This window comes from Paenibacillus sp. FSL R7-0272, assembly GCF_037969905.1.
GTDB classification, from domain to species: Bacteria; Bacillota; Bacilli; order Paenibacillales; family Paenibacillaceae; genus Paenibacillus; species Paenibacillus polysaccharolyticus.
Genome location: NZ_CP150221.1, coordinates 641,629 through 662,565 on the forward strand (window position 1 = coordinate 641,629; position 20,937 = coordinate 662,565).

Consider the following 20,937-nt stretch of genomic DNA (forward strand, 5'->3'; position numbering starts at 1 on the left):
TATGGCACGCGAACGTATTTTTCAACGTCACCGGCATCCGGCCAAAACCTTCTCACTTGGCTTGCAGCACGTACTTGCGATGTATGCAGGAGCTGTCATTGTCCCGCTTATTGTTAGTAGCGCACTTGGATTCACACAGGAGCAACTTACCTATTTGATTGCGATCGACCTGCTTGCTTGCGGTGTAGCTACACTGCTTCAGGTCTGGGGCAATAAATATTTCGGCGTTGGCCTGCCAGTTATGCTGGGCTGCGCCTTCCAGGCCGTATCTCCGATGATTATGATCGGGAAGAGCAGCGGCGTATCTGCCATTTACGGTGCCATTATTGCCTCCGGTCTGTTCGTTCTCATTTTCTCTGGTTTGTTTGGCAAACTCATTCGGCTCTTTCCGCCAGTGGTTACAGGTTCCGTGGTTACTATTATTGGTCTGACCCTGATTCCGGTAGCATTTACCGATTTGGGTGGGGGTCAGAATGCGGAGGACTTTGGCAGCGGTGTACATCTGTTGCTCGGTTTCGGTGTATTCATCTTCATTATTTTAATGACTCGTTTCACTACAGGTTTTGTACGCTCCATCTCTGTATTAATCGGTCTGTTCGTTGGCACAGTGGCTGCTGGCTTCATGGGTGAGGTGAAGTTTGCTCCCGTTCTTGATGCAAGCTGGTTCCATATGGTTCAGCCATTTTATTTCGGAAGACCGACCTTTGAGATTGTTCCTATTCTGACGATGATTCTGGTCGCGATTGTCAGTGTGGCCGAATCTACGGGCGTATTTATGGCTCTGGGCAAAATGTTGGACAAGGATCTGACCTCCAAGGATTTGGCGCGTGGATACCGTGCAGAGGGACTGGCTATTGTACTTGGGGGGATTTTTAACTCGTTCCCTTATACAACGTATTCGCAAAATGTAGGGCTTGTACAGATGACTCGTGTGAAGACACGTGATGTCATCGTTGTTGCAGGCGGTTTGCTGATTGTTATTGGCTTTGTACCAAAAATTGCTGCTCTAGCTCAGCTTGTTCCCGGATCAGTGCTTGGCGGTGCCATGGTGGCGTTGTTCGGTATGGTGATTTCGTCGGGTATTCGCATCATTGGCACTCAGGTGGACCTGAACCGTCATGAGAACCTGTTCATCATTGCATGTTCTATTGGCATGGGACTAGGGGTGACGGTGGTACCGCAGTTGTTCGCAGGTGCACCAGCCTGGGCTCAGATTATGCTGGGCAATGGCATTATTGCAGGTAGCTTTACAGCAATCTTTATGAATTTGTTGTTTAATGGCCTCGGCAGTAAAGAAACAGCTGCCCAACTGGCTGCACAGCATACAGATGAGATGGCTCAGGAGAACACCAAGACTGCATAAAGGTGAGGTAAGGAGTAATGTAAGGCTGGATAGGATTATGGCTTGGAGTGGGATTCTATCCCTTCATAAACTGGCCGGAATCGCTGTTCCTTTTAGCCTGATGCTTGGTCAGAAGGGTTATTATGTAAAGCGTACATGATGAATGATTCACGTCATAAAGCATGTTGACTCAGCATATGAATGATTTATTTCTTATATTATTCATGTTATAAAATATCAATGCGATGAAGTATAAGTTAACCTTTATTTTGGACAGTTAACATAATTTACGCACAGCAAACACCGAAACAATGGGTTCAGCACAAACCATTGTTTCGGTGTTTGCTTGTTATTGCACGATACGATATTATAGGTGCCGCATCTGCTTCTCGGCAAAATCACCAACCCAAGGTAGCTTAAGCCATTTTCCTTGCAGACTTGTAACGACGGTCAGGAGCCATACGATTACACCTAGCAGGGATAACAGTGAAGCTACAAGTGGACCAAACAGTGGGAGAAAGGCCGACAGTACATGCCCAACCATAATCAGTCCGAAAACCGTCACGGATTGAAGAGCATGGAACAACACAAATCGGCTGCGCTTCTCCACGGCTAGAAAGATGATGCCGCCTACAAACGTGAATAAATAACACAACATGCCGGCTATATTTTCATCCAGACCGCTGGACGATTTCATGGGGGACATTCGGCCCAGCCTCCTTTGTCCTTTTTATATAGGCTATGTAGGAGGTGGACAGAACTGAACCGATGAATGGTTTAAGTTTGAATCTGTCTGCGAGGACTGGTTATTTTCCCTTTTTTATCTTCATCATCTTCCTTCGGCACCAGACGCTCATCTGTTTTTCCTTCATGATGATTATCGAATGCATACTCTGTCAGCTTCCATTCGGTCTTGCCGAGTACGAGGTCGGCAGGAAACTCTTGCCCCCGGTGAAGGTGCTCTTCCTGCCCGGCTTCATTGACATAAACGCCGTCGACCTCAACCTTTTCATGCGAAAGGGGTAACATATCCTGTTCTTTTCGTTCCATAACAGGTCCTCCTTTTAATTCCATATAGTTAACTAATTTGGTGATCCAAGATAATATCCCCCGAATAGTTGCGGGTTATGCTGGATAGATTAATCCGTATAGAATAAACATTTTATAAAATATGATTCGGAATTAAACTTTTTGGGCAGTAAAACCGTTATATATATTAGGAAAAATCGTCAAGTCGTAACGAGGTTCCGAATATGATACAATAAGATTATGATTCAACCTGAATCATATCGGGTATTTATAGTGTCAGGTACTTGCTATTCGGCGAGGTTCCCGACCTAAAGCTTGCTTTAAGCCGCGCACACAACTTCATGAATGGCATTTAAGACTTATTCGGCGTTCTCTAAACGGAGCATTCACTTTCAACGTTTTGGGAGGGAATTACAATGGCAACGAAAGGTCACAATGAGGTCAAAGAAAGTTTGAGGGAAATGACTCGGATTTTCCGTCCTAAAGATCCAAAAAAATTCGTGAAGGAGTATGTGAGAAAATACCGGATTACGGGTGGATATGAGGAAGAATTGACTTCTGTCGTTGAGCATGAACTTGTCAAGATGGATTCTTCCGTATCCTGAAACAACACCAACTTCTGATTATACTGTTCCAATATGAATAGAACCGTCTCTCGGGCCTTGGCTCCGGCAGACGGTTTTTTTTGCGTTTGTGGAGTCAATTAGCATGTATCTATATTATCTTGGATTTGGTGTCACTTTAGGGGCTTTGTTCTGAATTGCCTGCATATACATGGAAGTATACCTACAGCAGGAAGGATGAAGGCATGTGGACCCTATATTGAAAACCAGAGAAGAGATTGGCTACATGCAAGAAGCGGGACGGATATTAAAAGAATGCCATCAACATATTGAACAGTACATGGTTCCAGGCACCACAACAGCGGAGATTAACGAGCACGTTGAAGCCTTTCTCGCGGATCATGGAGCCACACCTGAGCAGAAAGGGTATAAAGGTTATCCCTATGCTACATGTGCTTCCGTCAACGATGTGGTCTGTCATGGGTTTCCTGGGAGCCAGGCACTTGCAAGTGGAGATGTCGTGACGATTGATATGGTAGTAAACAAAGACGGTTGGCTTGCTGATTCGGCCTGGACATATGCCATAGATGAACCGAGCAGATCTATTCGTCGGCTTATGAAACGTACGGAAAAGGCGCTTTATAAGGCGATAGCACAGGCCGTTCCAGGGAATACACTTGGAGACATTGGTAGCGCAATTGAACGAACGGCACGATTGTACCGATATGGAATCGTTAAACCGCTTATCGGCCATGGCATAGGGCAATATATCCATGAGCCACCGAATGTACTGCCTTATGGAAAACGAAAAACAGGAATGATGCTTACTGAAGGTATGGTCATAACCATTGAACCCATATTCACGAAGGGTAGCTCCGGGGCTGTGGTGTGGGATGAGGATGGCTGGACAGTCCGAACGCTGGATGAAAGCTGGGGAGTACAGTATGAACATACCGTAGCTATTACCAAGGATGGGCCGTTGATCCTAACGGATGGAACTTAAACGAAAATTTTCCCTCTATAATTGAATAATTGAAATGCTGTAAAGCTGGCGTGAATGCTCCATGCAAATATCGACTCGAAGATCCATGGGGCAGAATCGTCCATTTCCAGTTGGTGTGGTAATAGTTTCCTGAAAAGGCGAAGAATCTTTTTGCATAATATTGCATGTTTTTATTGTGATAAAAGTCGCCAAGAAATCTGATATCATCACCGAAATTTGGCAAAATTTTTCAGTGGTTAATTGTAATACTTTTAAGTGAAATCGTTTTCAAACCAAGTTGTGATGCGGTTTTATACATAAAGTGAACAATTTGTGAACATGTGTCCAAAGATTGACAAAATCATACCCTCAACTTATATTTAATAAGTGATTGAAGCATATAGAATGAATTGGAAGAATGCGCAGACATGCCCTGGACAGGAAATGACGGGAGTACTGGAAGCGTTATTTTTGTAAGCATCCTATATGATGAAGAGGATTATGTGTATCGTGCTGAAACGTACATGTGTTGCTTTTGTACCGACGACAACGTAATCTACGAAAACGTAAAAAAGTGGGGTAGATCAATGATGAAACAGTGGCAGGTTGCAAAGCGAATTCTCCCCTTGCTGGCGGTGTTCTCTTTGCTGCTATCCGCATGCGGGCGGGAAGACTTGTCAGTAATGAAACCTCAGGGTCCTGTGGCGCAAGGCCAATATGATCTGATGAAGCTGTCTATTGCGATTATGATCGTGGTGCTCATCATTGTATTTGCAATTGCTGCCTATGTCCTGATTAAGTTTCGCAGACGAGCCGGGCAGAACGAAGTACCCGAACAGGTTGAAGGCAATTTCAAGCTGGAAGTAATATGGACAGCCATTCCTCTATTGCTGGTCATTATTTTGGCTGTACCAACAGTTCAGACGATTTTCGCCCAAGGGGAAGATCTGTCCAACGACAAAAACGCAGTTAAGGTCCAGGTAACCTCACATCAGTATTGGTGGGAATTCACTTATCCTCAGTATGACATAACCACCGCTCAAGACCTCATCATCCCGACCGGAAAGAAAATTGCATTCGAATTGAAAACCGCGGACGTGCTTCATTCCTTCTGGGTGCCGTCACTTGCGGGCAAAATGGACACAAACCCGGATGGAACACTGAACAAATTCAGCTTCTCTGCTCCAAATGAAGGCGTTTACCGTGGTAAATGTGCTGAGTTATGCGGTAGATCTCATGCTTTCATGGAATTCAAAGTTAAGGCTGTTAGCCAGGAGTCCTTTGACCGCTGGGTTAACGCGATGAAAGCGCCAGCTGTTCTTCCTGAGGACACACAGCTTGCTGAGAAATTCAAAACGAACTGCCTGTCTTGCCACGCTGTAGGCGATCAGGGCGGACCTGTTGCACCTAACCTTACAGGTATTGGTGGCAAGGAATCCGTTGCAGGTATTTTGCTGAATCAACGTGAAGGTCAGGAAGAAGGTAAACCGGTACTGGATAACATGAAAGAGTGGCTTCATGATCCACAAGCGGTGAAGCCGGGCAATACGATGCCAAGTCCGAAGAGTCTGGGACTGACGGATGAAGAAATCGACGGAATTGCCGAATATTTGGCCAATTACAAATTGGACTACGAATAGAACAGCAAGGATGAAGAAGGGGGTACACAACCTTGGCTCATGCGCATAGCGTCAAGCGGTACAAGGGCTTGATGGACTGGATCACCACCGTCGATCACAAAAAAATCGCCGTTCTTTACTTGGTTGCAGGCGGACTTTTCTTCGGCATTGGCGGTATCGAAGCCATTTTGATCCGGATTCAACTGATGAAGCCGATGAACGATTTTGTATCGGCGCAAGTGTTTAATGAATTGATTACGATGCATGGAACTACGATGATTTTCCTTGGTGTCATGCCGATTATTTTTGCCATTATGAATGCGGTGGTCCCTTTGCAGATCGGGGCACGTGACGTAGCTTTCCCTTTTGTTAACGCTCTAGGCTTCTGGACATTTTTGTTCGGTGGTTTGTTACTTAATCTGAGCTGGATCATGGGAGGCGCGCCGGACGCAGGGTGGACATCATATACACCTCTCTCCGGTTCGGAGTATAGCGGAACACACGGTGTAGACTTCTATACGATCGGTCTTCAGATCGCCGGTCTGGGTACACTCATCGGGGGCATTAACTTCCTGGCTACCATTATCACCATGCGTGCGCCAGGCATGTCCTATATGCGGATGCCGATGTTTACCTGGACCACGTTTATTACATCAGCCATTATCCTGTTTGCTTTTCCTGCCATCACGGTGGGCCTTGTATTATTGACGTTTGACCGTATTCTCGGTGCGAATTTCTTCGATGTTGCAGGTGGCGGTAACCCCGTGCTCTGGCAACATATCTTCTGGATTTTCGGACACCCGGAAGTTTACATTCTGATCTTGCCGGCATTCGGCATTATCTCGGAGGTTATTCCAACCTTCTCGCGTAAGCGGTTGTTTGGATATAGCTCCATGGTATTTGCCACCATTCTGATTGCCTTCTTGGGCTTCATGGTATGGGCGCATCACATGTTTACGACAGGTCTGGGTAACGTGGCCAACGCGTTATTCTCGATCTCAACGATGCTGATTGCTGTACCAACAGGGATCAAAATCTTCAACTGGCTCTTTACGATGTGGGGCGGACAGATTCGCTTTACGGCGGCCAATCTCTTTGCTGTCGGATTTGTACCAACCTTCGTCATGGGTGGGGTTACCGGTGTCATGCTGGCTTCTGCACCGGCAGACTTCCAGTTCCATGACACGTACTTTGTTGTAGCTCACTTCCACTATGTTATTGTGGGCGGACTGGTACTCGGATTATTCTCCGGACTTCATTACTGGTGGCCGAAGATGTTTGGTCGTATTCTAAGTGAGTCACTCGGGAAGTGGACATTCTGGACATTTATGATCGGGTTCCAGCTGACCTTCTTCGTACAGCATTTCCTCGGTCTGATGGGGATGCAACGCCGGATTGTTACATACTTGCCGAATCAGGATTTTGACCTGCTTAACCTGGTTAGCTCCATCGGGGCGTTCCTTATGGGCGTAGGGGTCATTATCTTCCTGGTGAACATCGTCATCACGACAAAGAAACCAATCGATGCACCGAACGATCCGTGGGAAGACGGCCGTACACTGGAGTGGACGATTCCATCGCCGCCGCCAGAGTACAACTTCAAACAAACACCACTGGTGCGTGGTATCGATGCATATTGGAAAGAGAAGATGGCAGGCAACAAGGAGATGACTCCGGCGGAGCCGGTAGGTTCCATTCATATGCCATCTGCTACACCATTGCCGTTTGTTATGTCGGTAGGTATTTTTATCGCCGGACTTGGATTAATGTTCAGCAAAGACAAATTCGAATTGGAATTCATGAATTTCATTTTCAATAATTATATTGTGCTTATTATCGGTCTTCTCATTACATTTGGTGCGATGGCACTGCGCTCATTATATGACGATCACGGCTGGCACATTGAACCCGAGGATCAGGACGAGAAGGGGGCGAGAACATGACAACCTCACATGCCGAGCCGGTAAACGGCAAACTGCCGCACGAACCAGAGAAGGCAACGCTGGAAGGACGCAACAAGCTGATTGGCTTCTGGCTGTTCCTTGGCGGTGAGACGGTACTGTTTGGTACACTCTTCGCGACCTTCCTCGCACTTCGCGGGCAGACCAATGATGGACCTACAGCGAATGAACTGTTCCATCTGCCGCTTGTGGCAGCAGCAACCTTCATCCTCTTAGTCAGCAGCTTGACGAGTGTATTCGCCATTCAGGCGATGCACAAAGGGAACCGAAATTCACTGGCTTTGTGGCTGGGGATCACAGTTGTTCTAGGTCTGGGATTCCTTGGTCTGGAGATTTACGAGTTCTACGAGTACGTGAAACATAAAGAGTTTGGCATGACCACGAGCGCCTTCAGTTCGGCATTCTACACGCTGGTCGGGTTCCACGGAGCCCACGTTGCATTCGGTATTGTGTGGATCGGAATCATTATCGGGCAACTGTTCAAAAAAGGATTAACGGTCGTAACCGCACCGAAAGTCTATGTCTCAGCCATGTACTGGCACTTCATCGACGTTGTGTGGGTGTTCATCTTTACGGTCGTGTACCTGCTCGGAAAGGTGGGGTAACACATGTCCGCTCAGGATCAAAGTGATCAACAGCCGGTGAAGCACCGTCACCGTGCGGAAGGGCCTTCGAAGCATGTCGTCGTGTTTATTTTCTCCATTATACTCACGTTGATTGCCTTTGCAGCTGCTGCAGCCGGAGGGGTTAACACAACCTTCACCATTATTATTATGGTTGTCATGGCCATTCTGCAGGTATTTGTGCAACTTGGTTACTGGATGCACTTGAAGGACAAAGGCCACTTGATGCCAATACTATTTATGGCCTTTGGATTTTTTGTAGCCTTTACATGTATTATTATGGCCCTCTTCTGGGTCTGGTGGTAAGAGAGATGGCGGCGGCGAATGCCGCCGTCTTTTCCCCTTTTATACGAGTGAATGATGAATGATGGAGGTTTGCATCTCTGGATCGTTCCAATGTACTGTCATCAAGAGAGTATGACATCGTGGTAAGTGAAATAAATGTTCACCAAAACAGGTCACGGGGAGGTTTCCCGTATGCTCGGGTTGCAATATTTTAGTTTTGACGACTTATGGAGTCCGCTTATTCTTGCTTTATTTTTGATTATTGCGGCAGCTTATCTCGTATTAGTGGGTCCGTTCAGCGAGAAAGTACAGGGCGCAGAGCCAGCAACTACCGGACAGAAAATCATGTTTCTGGCAGGTCTGTTCGCTCTATATCTGGCACAAGCGGGTCCCTTCAATCTACTGGGTCATGTAATGTTCAGCTTCCACATGGTGAGCATGGCATTATCCTACCTTGTTGCTCCGCCATTGATGATGAAAGGTTTGCCGACTTGGGTATGGCGCGGTATTGTGCGCTGGCTGCCTACTCGCAAGCTTTCCTTCCTGGCGCATCCCATTGTAGCGGCAGTGTTGTTCAACGGACTGTTTTCCTTATATCATCTGCCCGTTGTGCATGATTATGTCATGTTGAATTTTACCGTTCACCGGTTGTATTATATTGTACTTTTTATCACATCTATGCTGATGTGGTGGACGTTACTTAACCCTCTGCCAGAGGGTAGACAAGCTTCAGGTTTGTCCAAGGTTGGATTTATCTTTTTGAACATGGTGCTGTTGACGCCTGCATGTGGATTAATTATTTTTGCTTCTGAACCGCTGTATCAGACTTATAGCAATCCGGCTGTATGGGCTGAAGCGATGAGGTATTGCGTAACGGGCGACTCTTCTGCGATTCTCCGTTCTTTCGGAGGGCCGGCGTTCTTTAATGTTCTGTCTTCCACGAAGGAGGATCAGCAGGTGGGTGGGATTCTTATGAAGTTTATCCAGGAGGGCATCTTTGTGTCTATGCTGGCTTATGTGTTTTCTCAATGGTATCGGAAAGAGAGACAGGAAGAGGATGATGATCTCTCGCCTGCTGGTGGCGGTAAAGAGCAGGGGCCGCTCAATCCGGCCGCCAAATCGTGAGTTTAATGTGACGACAAAAGGGGGAACACACGATGGATATGTATTTTTGGCTGCCTACAATCAGTACTTCGTTCATTGTGCTTAGTGCGATACTTGTGGCGATTGGCTGGGCTTTAATTATTCGTGGTAAACGTGAGGCACACCAGTCTGCTATGGTAGCGGGAGCGATCGCAGCTCTAATCTTTTTTGTAATCTACATGTCCCGCACTGTATTTGTTGGTAATACGGCTTGGGGCGGAGACCCGGATATGGAGATCTTTTACCGCATCTTTCTGATCTTTCATATTATTCTGGCCACGGTTGCCGCTGTATTTGGTATCTCGACACTGGTACTTGGCTTCAAAAAGAATTTTGGAAAACATCGCCGTTGGGGGAAATTTACCTCCATCATCTGGTTTGGCTCCGCACTAACAGGTACGGTGGTATATGTGTTGTTATATCTGCTCTATCCGGGGGGACACACAAGTCCGGTATGGGAAGTTATCCTCGGCGCTTAAATGGATGAATCTCGCAGATGATTAGTCCATACCATCTCTCTTATTCATTCATAGAATGAGTTTGAGAGGAGGGAACCAAAATGAAAAAAACAGTCAGCATCAGTCAGACGTATCCTCGTCTTACCGTGTATTCCGAAGAGAACTACAGAGGAAGAAGCCGCATTTATCGTGGTAACACTGGACTTCGCAACCTGGACAATATTTTGGACGGGGTTGAGAGCCTGCGCTTCTTTTCAACGAGTTCGAATGCAACACTTGTGCTGTTTACGCGGCCAAACTTCCAGGGAGGCTTCCGTGTCTATCGTGGAAACACCAATCTGAGAGATTTGGATGACTTGATCCGCGGCGAAGATGTAGAGTCGTTGATCTCCACCAATCAGCGTCTCACTCTGGCTGAGATTCGCGCCATCCGTAGAAACCGCAGCTTGCCAACAGGCTACAACCTCGTGTAAAACATGAGCCTCTTCTGCTATCAGGTGACCGGAAAAGAAAAAGAAAAAGAAAAAGAAAAAAGAGCTGTGCCCTTCTGTGACTGATTCACAGTGTGGGGTACAGCTCTTTTCTCTTGAGGTAGAGCAGAGGCTGTTAGTCTCCGCCGCCACCGCTATCTCCGCCTCCGCCACTATCCCCACCGCTGTCGCTGCTTCCGTGATCACTGCTCGAATGATGATGAGAGCCCGAAGAAGAATCTATATCGTGATGTTTGTGATCGTGATGGAGTCGGTGGTCGTGAGTGGACCTGGTATGCGAGTCCGTCGAAAAGTCAGAGGTCATCATAGAAGAAGACGTAGCCGAGCTAGACGAATGATGATGTTGTCTGGACTGTCTGGAATGCCTTTTGCTGTCACTTTTGCTCTTAACCCGACCTGGCTCACTTCGAATGATGAGCCAGATCATCGCAAGGATAAAACCAAATACAAGTATGGGCTCAATAAGCCATCCCATAGGGTGATCATTCCTCTCAACTAAAATCGCTGTGTATATCTTATCGCAGAATGGATTCTTTTCCCATCCTGCTTTCCTGATTCAGGAAAAAAAGGGTTGACGGGACATGCAATAGGTCTGTATACTGTGTATATTGATATACACACTAGACACAGTGATCAAAACAAAAGCACAGTCAACCAGATGAAGGAAGACAGTTGAAAGGCAGGCACAGATATATGGATGCATGGAAGCAAGCGTGGTGGCTAACCCGTAACGATTATAGTAAGGATAAGCTGCAGTGGTTATGGTCTGCCATATTTATGATCTACACAGGCAGTATGAGCGGCGTGATGCTGATTGGGCAGCAACAGAGTAATTTTATTAACCCGGTAGTAGATGCGTTTTTTCTCATTATGCTTCCGTTCCTAGGATTTCTTTTCAGCAGACGTTCCTTCCGCTACATACAAGAAGATTCCTACACACAGTTGCTTGCCTTTTATCGAAGGCTCCCGATTCCGAATGAAACTGTGATGTGGTCAAGACTGCAACAATCGCTGATTGCATTCGCATATAATGGTTTTTTCTTCTACGGATCATTATATGCAGTCAGATTACACACGGAAGGCTTCACATGGGATCAGTATTTAGCCTTTGCGCTGAGTTGCACAGGATATGGACTCCTGATTACGGGATTATATATTTACGGAGAGTTTCTCTTCAGTGGTAAAAAATATTTGATGCTTAGCTCCATGTTCTTACCGATGGCCGTTGTGATAGCTGTTCTGATCCGCCTCTCGGGTAATTATGGATTCTGGTATGTAATACACTACAGTAAACTGTGGGGCTTGTTATCTCCGATCATGTGGATTGCGGTGGTAGCAGGTTTGGCAACATTATGGGGATTCAGTCGATTGACGTTGAAGAAGCTTGCTGTGAGAGATCTTAGTTAGAAGGCAGCAGAATTATTGATAAAAAGAATATAGGATGAAACCGGCACGTTCAGGTAAGTGAATGAAGTGTACCGGAGGGCGAGGTGCAAGATGTGAAGATACCCATTCAAATAAATGAGAATAGCGCTGAACCTTTGTATCACCAGATTGAGAATCAATTAAGGTCGTTAATTATAACGGGTCAACTGGGGGAGGGGACACATTTGCCGTCCATTCGTGAATTTGCCGGCGCACTGAATTGCAGTGTGATTACGGTTAGACGGGTCTATCAGGATCTGGAAAATGAAGGCCTGCTTCGCACGAAGCAGGGGACAGGAACATTTGTGGCTCAGGTTGAGGCAGGAGAAAGAGAAAACTACAGGCTGAAGGCAGCAGAGGAAGCAATGCAAGCTGCGGTACAGTCGGGTAAAGCTGTGGGGTGTACAGAAGAGGAAATGGAAGTTTTGTTCCGGGAAGCCCTAAGAGTAAATTATTCGAAGTAAGGAGGGGGAGGTATGGTGGAACCTATAGCCGTTCAATTAAATGGTGTATCCAAGATGCGTAAACGCAGGGTTATTGGGCCGATTGATCTCACGATTCCGGAAGGATATGTGGTTGCCATTCTGGGGCATAACGGCTCTGGCAAAAGCACATTGCTTAACATGTTGCAACAAATTGTACTACCGGATAGTGGTGAGATCATATGGTTTGGACAGGAGAAGCATTCGGGGATACTTCCGATTGAGCTGAGACAACAGATTGGCTTTGTGGCAGATAACAGTGGTATTGAAGAGAATCGGATGACGCCGCAAGAGGCAGCCGATTTCAGATCACATTGGTACCCAAGGTGGGATATGAAGCTGTTCAAACAGCTTATAACAGACATGGACGTGCCAAGTGATGTGAAGCTGACCAAGATGTCCAAGGGAGAACGAAGGAAGTTTGAAATAGCCGCAGCACTTGCTGCTCGTCCTAAACTGCTTCTTCTGGATGAACCTTCGTCCGGTCTTGATCCTTTTGCTTGGAAGGTAATGGTGGAGCAGTTCCGTCATTATATGGAAGGTGGAGACACAACCATTCTGATTGCCACGCATATTGCAGATGAAGTGAAGCGGCTGGCAGATTACATCGTGCTGATGCACCGCGGGCAGGTTCTGGGTATGGCAGAGAAAGACCTAGTGCTTGAGCAGTGGAAGGAGATCTGGTACGAAGGGGATTTGCGGCCCGAGAATATTCCTGGTGTAGTTGAATCTTTTCAGGAAGAGAATGGTCTGATCCGTGTGATTACAACCCGGGTGAGCGAAGCGCAGGAGAGGTTGGAGTTATCCAATCACCGGGTGCTCAAAATTCGCAATTTGGAACTGGGAGAAGTGCTTGAATATTGGATTGCCGGGTATGCACCCGTACAGTGGAGATAACCGAAGGGAGACGATTCTGAATGAACCGATTGGAACTAAAGCAAGTCGTCAAACAGTACGCAGACAAAACAGCTGTCAATGGAGTTACGCTTAATGTAAAAGAGGGCGAGATTTACGGATTGCTTGGAGCGAACGGCGCCGGTAAAACAACAACGATGCGCATGGTGCTCGGTCTAATCCACCCGGATGGTGGTAACATTCTGTACAACGGGAAGCCATATAATACAGAGCTGCAACAGATTATGGGATATTTGCCCGAAGAACGCGGATTGTATCCCAAGGTAAAAGTTAGCGAACAGATTAATTACCTGGCACGCCTTCGCGGAATGAAAGCCAAGGATGCCGATGAGAGTCTGAAGTACTGGCTGAAGCGTTTCGAAGTGCCGGAGTATTATGATAAAAAAATCGAGGAATTATCCAAAGGAAACCAGCAGAAAATGGGCTTTATAGCCGCGGTGGTACATAGACCGCAGATTCTCATTCTGGATGAAGCGTTTAGTGGACTTGATCCAGTTAACGTAGAGTTGCTTAAATCAACGGTTAAAGAATTGCGTGATGAAGGTACAGCCATCTTGTTCTCTACACACCGGATGGAACATGTCGAGGAATTGTGTCGTCAGATCACGATACTTCATCGTTCTAACACGGTAGTGCAAGGTGAGATTAAGGAGATTAAGAGCCGTTATCCGCGTGAGCAAGTTTACCTCAGTACTCTTGGACAGGTAGAAGGACTTGAGCAGCTGGCAGGTGTGAAACGAGTGGAGCAAAACGAACGTGGATATCAGATTCAGGTCAGTGAGGTTGCAGCCGCTCAGGAGATTTTGAAAACGGCAATGGCACAGACCACCGTGGAGCATTTTGAGATCAAGGAACCAACGCTTAACCAAATCTTTATTCGTGAGGTAGGTGAGTCGAATGAATAAAATGGGCACAATTACAGGTTTCACGTTCAAAAACAAAGTAAAAACGAAGTCATTTATGGTTACTACCATTGTACTTGCACTTTTAATTTCGATTGGACTCAATGTTCCATATTTCATTACTTTATTCAATGGCGGACCAATCGGCGGCGGAGCTTCCGGTAAAAATCCTGTCAACATAGGTCTTCTGACAACGGAACAGCAGGATGTAGCACAGAAGCTGGAAGACTTCTCATCTGCTCAGGGAAATCAGGCGTATCGTTTCATCGTGAGTGGTGATAAAGACGAAGCTGCATTACAGGAAGATGCGAAGGCAGGCCTGATTGATGGTTATTTGAAACTTGAAACGGTAACAGGGCAGGAGTTTCCGAAGCCTGTGTTGTATTCCACAGATGACATTTCACCTCAGATCACTACGGCTATTGAATCTGCTCTGCAAAGTGTGAAGCTGGATGTCGTAGTCAAGGATGTACTGACACCTGAACAGAAGGCGTTGATTACAACACCTGTGAAGCTGACTGCAGAGAGTCTAAGCGCCGATGATGGTGAGGCTGGAGCTGGTGCGGAAAAATCAATGAGTCCGATCAACTATATCGTTGTGTACTTGTTAATCATCTTGCTGTTCACATCTACGATGATGACAGGTAATATGATTGCTTCTGAGATTACTGCTGAGAAAAGCTCAAGAATCATGGAAATTTTGATTACGAGTGTATCTCCACTCAGTCAAATGTTTGGTAAAATCATCGGTATCTTCATGGTAGGTATGTTACAGATCGGAATCTTCGGCGCAGTTATTGCGGGGAATATTCTATTACCGCACAACCGCGCAGTACTGGATGATTTCAATTTAAGTGTTAGCGACATTAATATCGCTGTAATTGTATATGGATTGATCTTCTATATCCTGGGTTACTTCCTGTACGCAGTGCTGTTCGCAGCCGTTGGTTCAATGGTCAGCCGTACGGAAGAGCTGGGGCAAGCAGTTCTGCCAATCACGATGCTGTCCCTGGTATCATTCTATATTGCACTCTTCAGCATCTCTGCACCGAATATTTTATTGCTCAAAGTTGCAAGCTTCATTCCGTTCACCTCGCCAACAGCGATTCTTGTACGGATCGGGGCAGGCGTTGCACCGACCTGGGAGATTCTGACGTCTCTTGCCATTCTGGCTGTATCCATTCTGGTCTTTGGCTGGCTCGCAGCTAAAATCTATCGCACGGGCGTACTGATGTACGGCAAACGTCCAACCTTCAAAGAGTTGTTTAAAGCGATGAAGGCGTACAAGATTTAATATTTCAAACGAAGATTGTTAACTTTAAAATAAAATGTCGATAACTTTAATTTAAAATGTCGTTTTCCCTTGATAAATCAAGATTTTTCAACAGAACCTCCGTAAATGCAGAGCGAAATTAGCTTTATAGTATTATGTCGTTTTTGTTGATTTTGAATAATTCATTAAATTCTCGACCTTTAATTTGTTATAACTCAATATTCCCTCCTTATGGTAGACAGTGGAAAAAGAGTCCATGTTACAATGGACTCAAGCACTGGATATAGGAGGGTTTTTTTGTGTGAATAGGAATATTCGTCCATCTGGGGTTGAAGTTTTTGTTGTAAAGACTGGACTGTGAGAGAAGTAAACATTTATGAGTGAGATCTAGCTCACCATCTGTGTTCTTTCAGAAACATTTCAAACTTTAAAGTGAGGGAATTCAATGAATAATTCGAAACTAGGGGATCAGTTTTAAAAAAGAGAGTACTATAGGACAGAATTATAGAGAGAAGTGGGAGAAGAGAAGATCAAGGAAACTCATAGAGATTTATTGTTCGATAGGTGTTATCTTAAGTATGATGAGGGATTTGAAAACAGCAAACGGCAATGATCGTTTTGTGAAGATAAGTAAATTAAATATTGATTTGCATTACATAATTAAGTTTTCCAAGAGAAATAAAAAGGATCTTGCTTTAAAAGAAATAAGAGAGCTTACATTAATATTTTTGCTTAGAATCAAATCAGGTTCAATCTTTGTAGGAGATGTTATCATATTCCTAGAAAGAGTAGAAACCCTGTTAAAGAGTTCAGTGGATCTTAAAAATGATGAGCATAGCCTTAGTTAGAAAAGGAAAGTTAGCATTAAAAGTATAAAAAGCGTAACTGATGGTATCAGTTATGCTTTTTATGTTTTACACAAAATTATACTTAGTTCATATGGATTAATTGAAGATTATTTCTGGATTCCTCTCCAAAATACTTTCCAAGTTTCTTCTAATTTGTTTTCATACTCATCACGAGAAAAGTTTAACATCTGAAAGATCATTCCATCTATAACACACATAAATGAAGCGATAACTGTATTAGCAGGTATAAATCTCTCAGGTTCACTGTCTATAGCTTTTCCGATAATTTTTTTTATTTCCTCTTCAGTCTGTTTGTAGAGTTGAACAAATGTCCCCCTGAATGGATCTGGAGGGAAAAGAAAATATCTATTGATAAAGTGTCCAAGATCATTCTCGTAGACATATTCATTCAATGATCTCATTAGCGTGTATAACTTCTTTTCTACGGAAAAACTCGAAATTTCATCTGATTGATCACGTACAAAATTCATATAATCATTAGTAACATAGTCACATACAATTCCAAACAATTCTTCTTTACTGGAACAATAGGCGTATAGTGAAGGAGCTTTGATATCCACTTCAATGGCAATTTCCCTCATAGAGGTTTGTTCATACCCCTTTATTGCGAATAAATGAAGAGCACTTGTTATTATTTTATTTCTCGTTACTTCACCTTTATTCAAAAAATTCTCCACCTCAGACTAGTTTTAAGCCTACAATACTTACAATTATACCACCAACCATGATTAGCTTGCTAATGTTTCTAGGCTCTTTGAAAACAAACATGCCTAAGAGCACACTTCCTGAAGCACCAATACCAGTCCATATGCCGTAACCGATACTAAGAGGCACTTCTTTTAAAGACACGGATAGAAAGATGAAACTGGATAGCATAAAAATAATAAAGAGGATGGTTGGCTTCAGTTTTGAGAAGCCCTCTGTGAATTTTAAGCTTATTACTCCACCCACTTCCATCAAGCCTGCAATCACCAAAAAAAACCAACTCATACTAATTAACTTCCTCTCTTTCAGGCTTATTGGATATAAATTTTAAACCCATAATGCAAGTGATTAATGTAATGACAAAGAAAATTTTAAGTACACTCACTTCATCTCCAAGGAACAGCATTCCAACTGCTGCGGTTCCAAATGCACCAAACCCTGTGAAAACTGCATAAGCTGTGGATATGGGCAAAACACTTAAGGCTTTGGAGAAGCAAAAAAAACTAAGTGCCATCAGTATTAAGGTTGGTATAACCACGCCTATTTTAGTGAATCCATCCGAATACGACAGACCTAACGCCCAACCGACCTCTAAAAGTCCTCCAATAATAAGATAAAGCCAAGCCATAGTAACTCTCCTTCTGTTTATAAAATTCTTAAAATCTAACTAACGTTAGTTAGATTTTTTAATCCTAATACAGATTTATGATATATGCAATATGTAAATGACGTATTATTCTGAACAAGGTAGTGAAGTATAAAACGTAGATAAAATGAAAAAAATAGTATAAAAAACACTCTTGCTAAAACAAAAGGTCACGATTACAATGGAAGTGTAAGTTAAGGATAGTGATTGTTTAATTACAAGCTAGACCTGCTTGCACATCAAAATTAATTTACGCCATAGTTGCGTTTATTTTTGATGTGCAGACAGGTCTTTTTTATTTGGAAAATAGGGGGGAATGAGATGAATATCCTCAAAATTTTGAACAATAATGTGGCAGTTACTCACGACAAAATGGGTCAAGAAATTATTGTAATGGGCAAAGGGATCGCTTACCAGAAGAAGGTTGGCGATAGTCTGGATCAGCAAAGTATAGATAAAATCTATTCACTTTCTAATAAAGATGCCTTCGTGAAATTCCAGGAACTTCTGTCCGAAATTCCTATCGATTATTTTGAAGTGGCGGACCAAATTATAAACTATGCGAAGTTAACGTTAGGTAAAAAACTCAATGAGAGTATATATATATCGCTCAGTGACCATATTTTCTCGACGATAAGTCGATATAAAGAAGGAATATCGCTTAGAAATGCTTTGCTTTGGGATATTAAACGATTTTATGCAGACGAATTTCAGATTGGTTTGAAGGCGCTTCAATTTATTAAGGAATCTTTCGATATTCAATTTCCTGAAGATGAAGCAGGTTTTCTTGCATTGCATATTGTCAACGCTGAGACTCCCCAAGAAACTCAAGACATTTACAGAGTGACCAAAATCATTCAAGAGATCAGTGATATAGTTAGATATTTTTTTCAAATGGAGTTTGATGAACAATCCGTAGCATTTTTTAGATTTGTCACTCATTTGAAGTTTTTTGCTCAGCGATTAATCAGTGGAAACTTGCATGAGAGTGAGAGTGATACAGATCTATTAGATGTGATCAAAGAGAAACACCCGAATTCTTACCAATGTGTGGGGAAAATCGAAACTTATATTAAGAACAACTACCAGTATAACTTAACAAACGAAGAGAAATTGTATCTAACTGTTCACATCCAACGTGTTGTGCACAAAACAAATTCATAGCAGTTTTCATTAAAGGAGGTGAGGTTTCTTGCAACGCAGGATGGTGACATTAAGTTGGCCAAACCCTTCACTAAGCTGTTTCAGCTAAATTTGGAGGAAAATAAAATGAGAAAATATCAACAGTTGGCCGAGGAAATTGTAAAGACAGTGGGTGGTTCTGAAAATGTTCTTGATCTCACTCATTGCATGACCCGGTTGAGATTTCAATTAAGGGACGATTCCTTACCCAACGATGAAGTATTGAAGCAAATGGATGGCATCGTATCCGTTATGCGTTCTGGTGGGCAGTATCAGGTTGTAATCGGCAATCATGTTTCCGAGGTGTATTCGGAAGTTACCCAACTAACTAAAGGGGGCGAAAAACCAACTGCCCCAATAACAGATAAAGAGATCAAAAAGAAGAAACCCTTTGATGCCTTTATTGATGTCGTGTCCAACTTATTTCAGCCGATTTTGGGAATTCTGTGTGCTGCAGGTATGTTAAAAGGATTTAATATTTTGTTTAACGCGATGGGGCTATATACAGCTGATAGCGGAGCATACATGATCATCAATGCTATGGGAGATGCATTGTTTATGTTTCTTCCTGTGTTTTTAGGATACACATCTGCTAATAAATTTAAAGTGCAGCCTTTTACTGGGATTCTCATTGGACTGGCCATGTGTTACCCTGCTATTCAGTTGAATACCTTGGCAGCAACAAAAGAGCCACTGTATACATTATTTAGCGGTACAATTTTAAGCTCTCCTGTCTATTTGGATGTGTTTGGTATTCCGTTGATTGGTATGAACTATACATCAACTGTACTTCCAGTCATCATCGTCGTATATTTTGCATCAAAAGTGCAGCGTGTGTTGGACAAGATTATTCCAAGTGTAATCAAATTCTTTATTGTACCGATGCTCACGGTCTTTATTTCTTTAACCTTGGGTTTTTTACTGATAGGTCCTTTGGCAAACTACGGATCAGAGCTTATAGCACAGGGAATATTTGCTGTTCGAGATGCGAGCCCATTAGTAGCTGGATTTCTACTGGCATCCCTATGGCAGATTCTTATGGTATTTGGCCTGCATTGGGGAATTATCCCCGTCTATATTAACAACATCACAAGCTTGGGTTTTGACAACGTATTAACTATGGCTTTTGCCACCACGTTTTCTCAAATGGCTATTACTCTTGCCGTCATCGTTAAAACAAAGGATAAAAATTTAAAGGCACTCGGCATACCGGCAGCTGTATCCGCTCTATTTGGTATAACAGAGCCTATTGTTTATGGAATTACCCTTCCGCGAAAAAAATTGTTTATCATGAGCTGTATTGTTTCAGGTATTGCTGGTGGGTTCTATGGCTTCTATAACTTCAGAGAGTTTACCTTTGGAGGACTGGGCATATTTGAATTTATGACCATGTTTGATCCGGAGAATCCAGGAATCAGGAACCTCATGATCGGTATTATTGGTGTTGTTTTTGCTATGGTAGCTTCGTTTGTTTTAACACTTTTCTTGTTCAAGGATGATAAATCCCAGCCAAGCTCTGGCAAAACGATAAACGTATCATCTACACCAGAATCCAAACCAGAGTTGAAATCTGAGAAAAAGCATACGATGCATAGTCCTATGAACGGAGAAGTCGTTCCTATTAAAGAGGTTCAAGACGAGGCGTTTTCGCAAGAACTTTTGGGCAGAGGAATCGCGATTAAGCCTGTGACCGGAGAACTATTTGCACCTTTTGATGGGAAGGTTGTTACATTGTTTCCTACAAAACATGCTTTTGGATTAGTGTCAGATGAAGGAATGGAAGTCCTTATTCATATCGGATTTAATACGGTTCGTCTGAAAGGTAAATATTTCGAGACCTTCGTACAAGAGGGAGACGTTGTTAAACAAGGACAGAAATTGGCTGAATTTAATATTGCGGAGATTGAGAGAGAAGGATATTCGGTTGAAACGCCAATGATCGTTACAAATACAGATAGTTATCTTGAGATTATTGAAACTAAAGGAAAACAAGTAAATGCAGGGGATGTTTTGCTTACAGGTTTGATTTAACAATTTTATCT

Annotated in this window: 24 protein-coding genes; 18 read left to right on the forward strand and 6 right to left on the reverse strand. The window is 43.7% G+C overall.

The window, feature by feature from the left end:
- Position 1: 1 nt before the first annotated feature.
- A complete protein-coding gene (locus tag MKY23_RS02930; protein ID WP_336121236.1) occupies positions 2–1,363 on the forward strand; it encodes a nucleobase:cation symporter-2 family protein in 1,362 nt (453 codons plus the stop codon).
- Positions 1,364–1,709: 346 nt separating this feature from the next.
- Here the strand turns inward: MKY23_RS02930 and MKY23_RS02935 are convergent, their stop codons facing one another.
- Both MKY23_RS02935 and MKY23_RS02940 read right to left on the reverse strand, forming a co-directional pair.
- Positions 1,710–2,048 (reverse strand): hypothetical protein, encoded by a 339-nt coding sequence (locus MKY23_RS02935; protein WP_090918563.1) that lies wholly within the window; start codon positions 2,046–2,048, stop codon positions 1,710–1,712.
- Between the two features lie 71 nt (positions 2,049–2,119).
- Positions 2,120–2,392, reverse strand: a complete 273-nt coding sequence (locus tag MKY23_RS02940) for a transposase (protein WP_090918561.1) — start codon at positions 2,390–2,392, stop codon at positions 2,120–2,122.
- A 395-nt stretch (positions 2,393–2,787) separates the two neighbouring features.
- Here MKY23_RS02940 and MKY23_RS02945 point away from each other — a divergent pair, with 395 nt between their 5' ends.
- From MKY23_RS02945 to MKY23_RS02985, 9 genes are all read left to right on the forward strand, one after another.
- Positions 2,788–2,976, forward strand: a complete 189-nt coding sequence (locus MKY23_RS02945) for a hypothetical protein (RefSeq protein ID WP_017690840.1) — start codon at positions 2,788–2,790, stop codon at positions 2,974–2,976.
- Positions 2,977–3,181: 205 nt separating this feature from the next.
- On the forward strand, positions 3,182–3,937 hold the full coding sequence (map, locus tag MKY23_RS02950; RefSeq protein WP_339835124.1) for a type I methionyl aminopeptidase: 756 nt from the start codon (positions 3,182–3,184) through the stop codon (positions 3,935–3,937).
- 566 nt (positions 3,938–4,503) lie between these two features.
- Complete coding sequence (gene coxB, locus MKY23_RS02955) at positions 4,504–5,556, forward strand: cytochrome c oxidase subunit II (protein WP_090919014.1); 1,053 nt, start codon at positions 4,504–4,506, stop codon at positions 5,554–5,556.
- A 32-nt stretch (positions 5,557–5,588) separates the two neighbouring features.
- Positions 5,589–7,478 (forward strand): cytochrome c oxidase subunit I, encoded by a 1,890-nt coding sequence (gene ctaD / locus MKY23_RS02960; RefSeq protein WP_339835127.1) that lies wholly within the window; start codon positions 5,589–5,591, stop codon positions 7,476–7,478.
- Entirely contained in the window at positions 7,475–8,101 is a 627-nt protein-coding gene (locus tag MKY23_RS02965; protein WP_090918554.1) for a cytochrome (ubi)quinol oxidase subunit III, read from the forward strand. The genes ctaD and MKY23_RS02965 overlap by 4 nt, the downstream gene beginning before the upstream one ends.
- Positions 8,102–8,104: 3 nt before the next feature.
- Positions 8,105–8,425 (forward strand): cytochrome C oxidase subunit IV family protein, encoded by a 321-nt coding sequence (locus MKY23_RS02970; protein WP_090918552.1) that lies wholly within the window; start codon positions 8,105–8,107, stop codon positions 8,423–8,425.
- A 171-nt stretch (positions 8,426–8,596) separates the two neighbouring features.
- Positions 8,597–9,529, forward strand: a complete 933-nt coding sequence (gene ctaG, locus MKY23_RS02975) for a cytochrome c oxidase assembly factor CtaG (RefSeq protein WP_090918550.1) — start codon at positions 8,597–8,599, stop codon at positions 9,527–9,529.
- A 32-nt stretch (positions 9,530–9,561) separates the two neighbouring features.
- The gene (locus tag MKY23_RS02980; protein ID WP_090918548.1) at positions 9,562–10,026 is read left to right on the forward strand and encodes a DUF420 domain-containing protein; all 465 of its coding nucleotides are present in this window, start codon (positions 9,562–9,564) and stop codon (positions 10,024–10,026) included.
- Positions 10,027–10,106: 80 nt separating this feature from the next.
- Positions 10,107–10,478 (forward strand): hypothetical protein, encoded by a 372-nt coding sequence (locus MKY23_RS02985; protein ID WP_090918546.1) that lies wholly within the window; start codon positions 10,107–10,109, stop codon positions 10,476–10,478.
- Between the two features lie 133 nt (positions 10,479–10,611).
- Here MKY23_RS02985 and MKY23_RS02990 read toward each other — a convergent pair whose 3' ends face one another.
- Positions 10,612–10,971, reverse strand: a complete 360-nt coding sequence (locus MKY23_RS02990; protein ID WP_154960587.1) for a hypothetical protein — start codon at positions 10,969–10,971, stop codon at positions 10,612–10,614.
- A 218-nt stretch (positions 10,972–11,189) separates the two neighbouring features.
- Here MKY23_RS02990 and MKY23_RS02995 point away from each other — a divergent pair, with 218 nt between their 5' ends.
- The 6 genes from MKY23_RS02995 (at position 11,190) to MKY23_RS03020 (ending at position 16,341) form a co-directional block, all read left to right on the forward strand.
- The gene (locus MKY23_RS02995) at positions 11,190–11,903 is read left to right on the forward strand and encodes a hypothetical protein (protein WP_090918542.1); all 714 of its coding nucleotides are present in this window, start codon (positions 11,190–11,192) and stop codon (positions 11,901–11,903) included.
- Between the two features lie 92 nt (positions 11,904–11,995).
- Positions 11,996–12,385 carry a GntR family transcriptional regulator gene (locus MKY23_RS03000; protein ID WP_339835134.1) on the forward strand — a complete coding sequence of 130 codons (390 nt, stop codon included), beginning with the start codon at positions 11,996–11,998 and terminating at the stop codon, positions 12,383–12,385.
- A 12-nt stretch (positions 12,386–12,397) separates the two neighbouring features.
- Positions 12,398–13,300 carry an ABC transporter ATP-binding protein gene (locus MKY23_RS03005; RefSeq protein ID WP_339835136.1) on the forward strand — a complete coding sequence of 301 codons (903 nt, stop codon included), beginning with the start codon at positions 12,398–12,400 and terminating at the stop codon, positions 13,298–13,300.
- Between the two features lie 20 nt (positions 13,301–13,320).
- Entirely contained in the window at positions 13,321–14,223 is a 903-nt protein-coding gene (locus tag MKY23_RS03010) for an ATP-binding cassette domain-containing protein (protein ID WP_090918540.1), read from the forward strand.
- On the forward strand, positions 14,216–15,514 hold the full coding sequence (locus MKY23_RS03015; RefSeq protein WP_154960584.1) for an ABC transporter permease: 1,299 nt from the start codon (positions 14,216–14,218) through the stop codon (positions 15,512–15,514). The genes MKY23_RS03010 and MKY23_RS03015 overlap by 8 nt, the downstream gene beginning before the upstream one ends.
- Positions 15,515–16,071: 557 nt before the next feature.
- On the forward strand, positions 16,072–16,341 hold the full coding sequence (locus MKY23_RS03020; RefSeq protein WP_221787958.1) for a hypothetical protein: 270 nt from the start codon (positions 16,072–16,074) through the stop codon (positions 16,339–16,341).
- A gap of 107 nt (positions 16,342–16,448) precedes the next feature.
- Here the strand turns inward: MKY23_RS03020 and MKY23_RS03025 are convergent, their stop codons facing one another.
- Genes MKY23_RS03025 through MKY23_RS03035 form a run of 3 tightly spaced genes read right to left on the reverse strand, consistent with a single transcriptional unit; the run spans position 16,449 to position 17,695 of the window.
- A complete protein-coding gene (locus MKY23_RS03025; protein WP_221787960.1) occupies positions 16,449–17,027 on the reverse strand; it encodes a TetR/AcrR family transcriptional regulator in 579 nt (192 codons plus the stop codon).
- Positions 17,028–17,040: 13 nt separating this feature from the next.
- Positions 17,041–17,352, reverse strand: coding sequence for a multidrug efflux SMR transporter (locus MKY23_RS03030; RefSeq protein ID WP_221787962.1), 312 nt, complete (start codon positions 17,350–17,352; stop codon positions 17,041–17,043).
- 1 nt (position 17,353) lies between these two features.
- Positions 17,354–17,695, reverse strand: a complete 342-nt coding sequence (locus MKY23_RS03035) for a multidrug efflux SMR transporter (protein WP_221787964.1) — start codon at positions 17,693–17,695, stop codon at positions 17,354–17,356.
- Positions 17,696–18,034: 339 nt separating this feature from the next.
- Here MKY23_RS03035 and MKY23_RS03040 point away from each other — a divergent pair, with 339 nt between their 5' ends.
- Together MKY23_RS03040 and MKY23_RS03045 are read left to right on the forward strand one after the other, a co-directional pair.
- Complete coding sequence (locus tag MKY23_RS03040) at positions 18,035–18,877, forward strand: PRD domain-containing protein (RefSeq protein WP_123067279.1); 843 nt, start codon at positions 18,035–18,037, stop codon at positions 18,875–18,877.
- Between the two features lie 105 nt (positions 18,878–18,982).
- Positions 18,983–20,926 carry a beta-glucoside-specific PTS transporter subunit IIABC gene (locus MKY23_RS03045; RefSeq protein ID WP_221787966.1) on the forward strand — a complete coding sequence of 648 codons (1,944 nt, stop codon included), beginning with the start codon at positions 18,983–18,985 and terminating at the stop codon, positions 20,924–20,926.
- Positions 20,927–20,937: the final 11 nt, after the last annotated feature.

Excerpts from the sequence above, each read along its gene's own strand:
- MKY23_RS02930 (WP_336121236.1), top strand. The coding sequence starts at position 2 with ATGGCACGCGAACGTATTTTTCAACGTCACCGGCATCCGGCCAAAACC.
- MKY23_RS02935 (WP_090918563.1), bottom strand. The coding sequence starts at position 2,048 with ATGTCCCCCATGAAATCGTCCAGCGGTCTGGATGAAAATATAGCCGGC.
- MKY23_RS02940 (WP_090918561.1), bottom strand. The coding sequence starts at position 2,392 with ATGGAACGAAAAGAACAGGATATGTTACCCCTTTCGCATGAAAAGGTT.
- MKY23_RS02945 (WP_017690840.1), top strand. The coding sequence starts at position 2,788 with ATGGCAACGAAAGGTCACAATGAGGTCAAAGAAAGTTTGAGGGAAATG.
- coxB (WP_090919014.1), top strand. The coding sequence starts at position 4,504 with ATGATGAAACAGTGGCAGGTTGCAAAGCGAATTCTCCCCTTGCTGGCG.
- MKY23_RS02965 (WP_090918554.1), top strand. The coding sequence starts at position 7,475 with ATGACAACCTCACATGCCGAGCCGGTAAACGGCAAACTGCCGCACGAA.
- MKY23_RS02970 (WP_090918552.1), top strand. The coding sequence starts at position 8,105 with ATGTCCGCTCAGGATCAAAGTGATCAACAGCCGGTGAAGCACCGTCAC.
- ctaG (WP_090918550.1), top strand. The coding sequence starts at position 8,597 with ATGCTCGGGTTGCAATATTTTAGTTTTGACGACTTATGGAGTCCGCTT.
- MKY23_RS02980 (WP_090918548.1), top strand. The coding sequence starts at position 9,562 with ATGGATATGTATTTTTGGCTGCCTACAATCAGTACTTCGTTCATTGTG.
- MKY23_RS02985 (WP_090918546.1), top strand. The coding sequence starts at position 10,107 with ATGAAAAAAACAGTCAGCATCAGTCAGACGTATCCTCGTCTTACCGTG.
- MKY23_RS02990 (WP_154960587.1), bottom strand. The coding sequence starts at position 10,971 with ATGGGATGGCTTATTGAGCCCATACTTGTATTTGGTTTTATCCTTGCG.
- MKY23_RS02995 (WP_090918542.1), top strand. The coding sequence starts at position 11,190 with ATGGATGCATGGAAGCAAGCGTGGTGGCTAACCCGTAACGATTATAGT.
- MKY23_RS03005 (WP_339835136.1), top strand. The coding sequence starts at position 12,398 with ATGGTGGAACCTATAGCCGTTCAATTAAATGGTGTATCCAAGATGCGT.
- MKY23_RS03010 (WP_090918540.1), top strand. The coding sequence starts at position 13,321 with ATGAACCGATTGGAACTAAAGCAAGTCGTCAAACAGTACGCAGACAAA.
- MKY23_RS03015 (WP_154960584.1), top strand. The coding sequence starts at position 14,216 with ATGAATAAAATGGGCACAATTACAGGTTTCACGTTCAAAAACAAAGTA.
- MKY23_RS03020 (WP_221787958.1), top strand. The coding sequence starts at position 16,072 with ATGATGAGGGATTTGAAAACAGCAAACGGCAATGATCGTTTTGTGAAG.
- MKY23_RS03030 (WP_221787962.1), bottom strand. The coding sequence starts at position 17,352 with ATGAGTTGGTTTTTTTTGGTGATTGCAGGCTTGATGGAAGTGGGTGGA.
- MKY23_RS03035 (WP_221787964.1), bottom strand. The coding sequence starts at position 17,695 with ATGGCTTGGCTTTATCTTATTATTGGAGGACTTTTAGAGGTCGGTTGG.
- MKY23_RS03040 (WP_123067279.1), top strand. The coding sequence starts at position 18,035 with ATGAATATCCTCAAAATTTTGAACAATAATGTGGCAGTTACTCACGAC.
- MKY23_RS03045 (WP_221787966.1), top strand. The coding sequence starts at position 18,983 with ATGAGAAAATATCAACAGTTGGCCGAGGAAATTGTAAAGACAGTGGGT.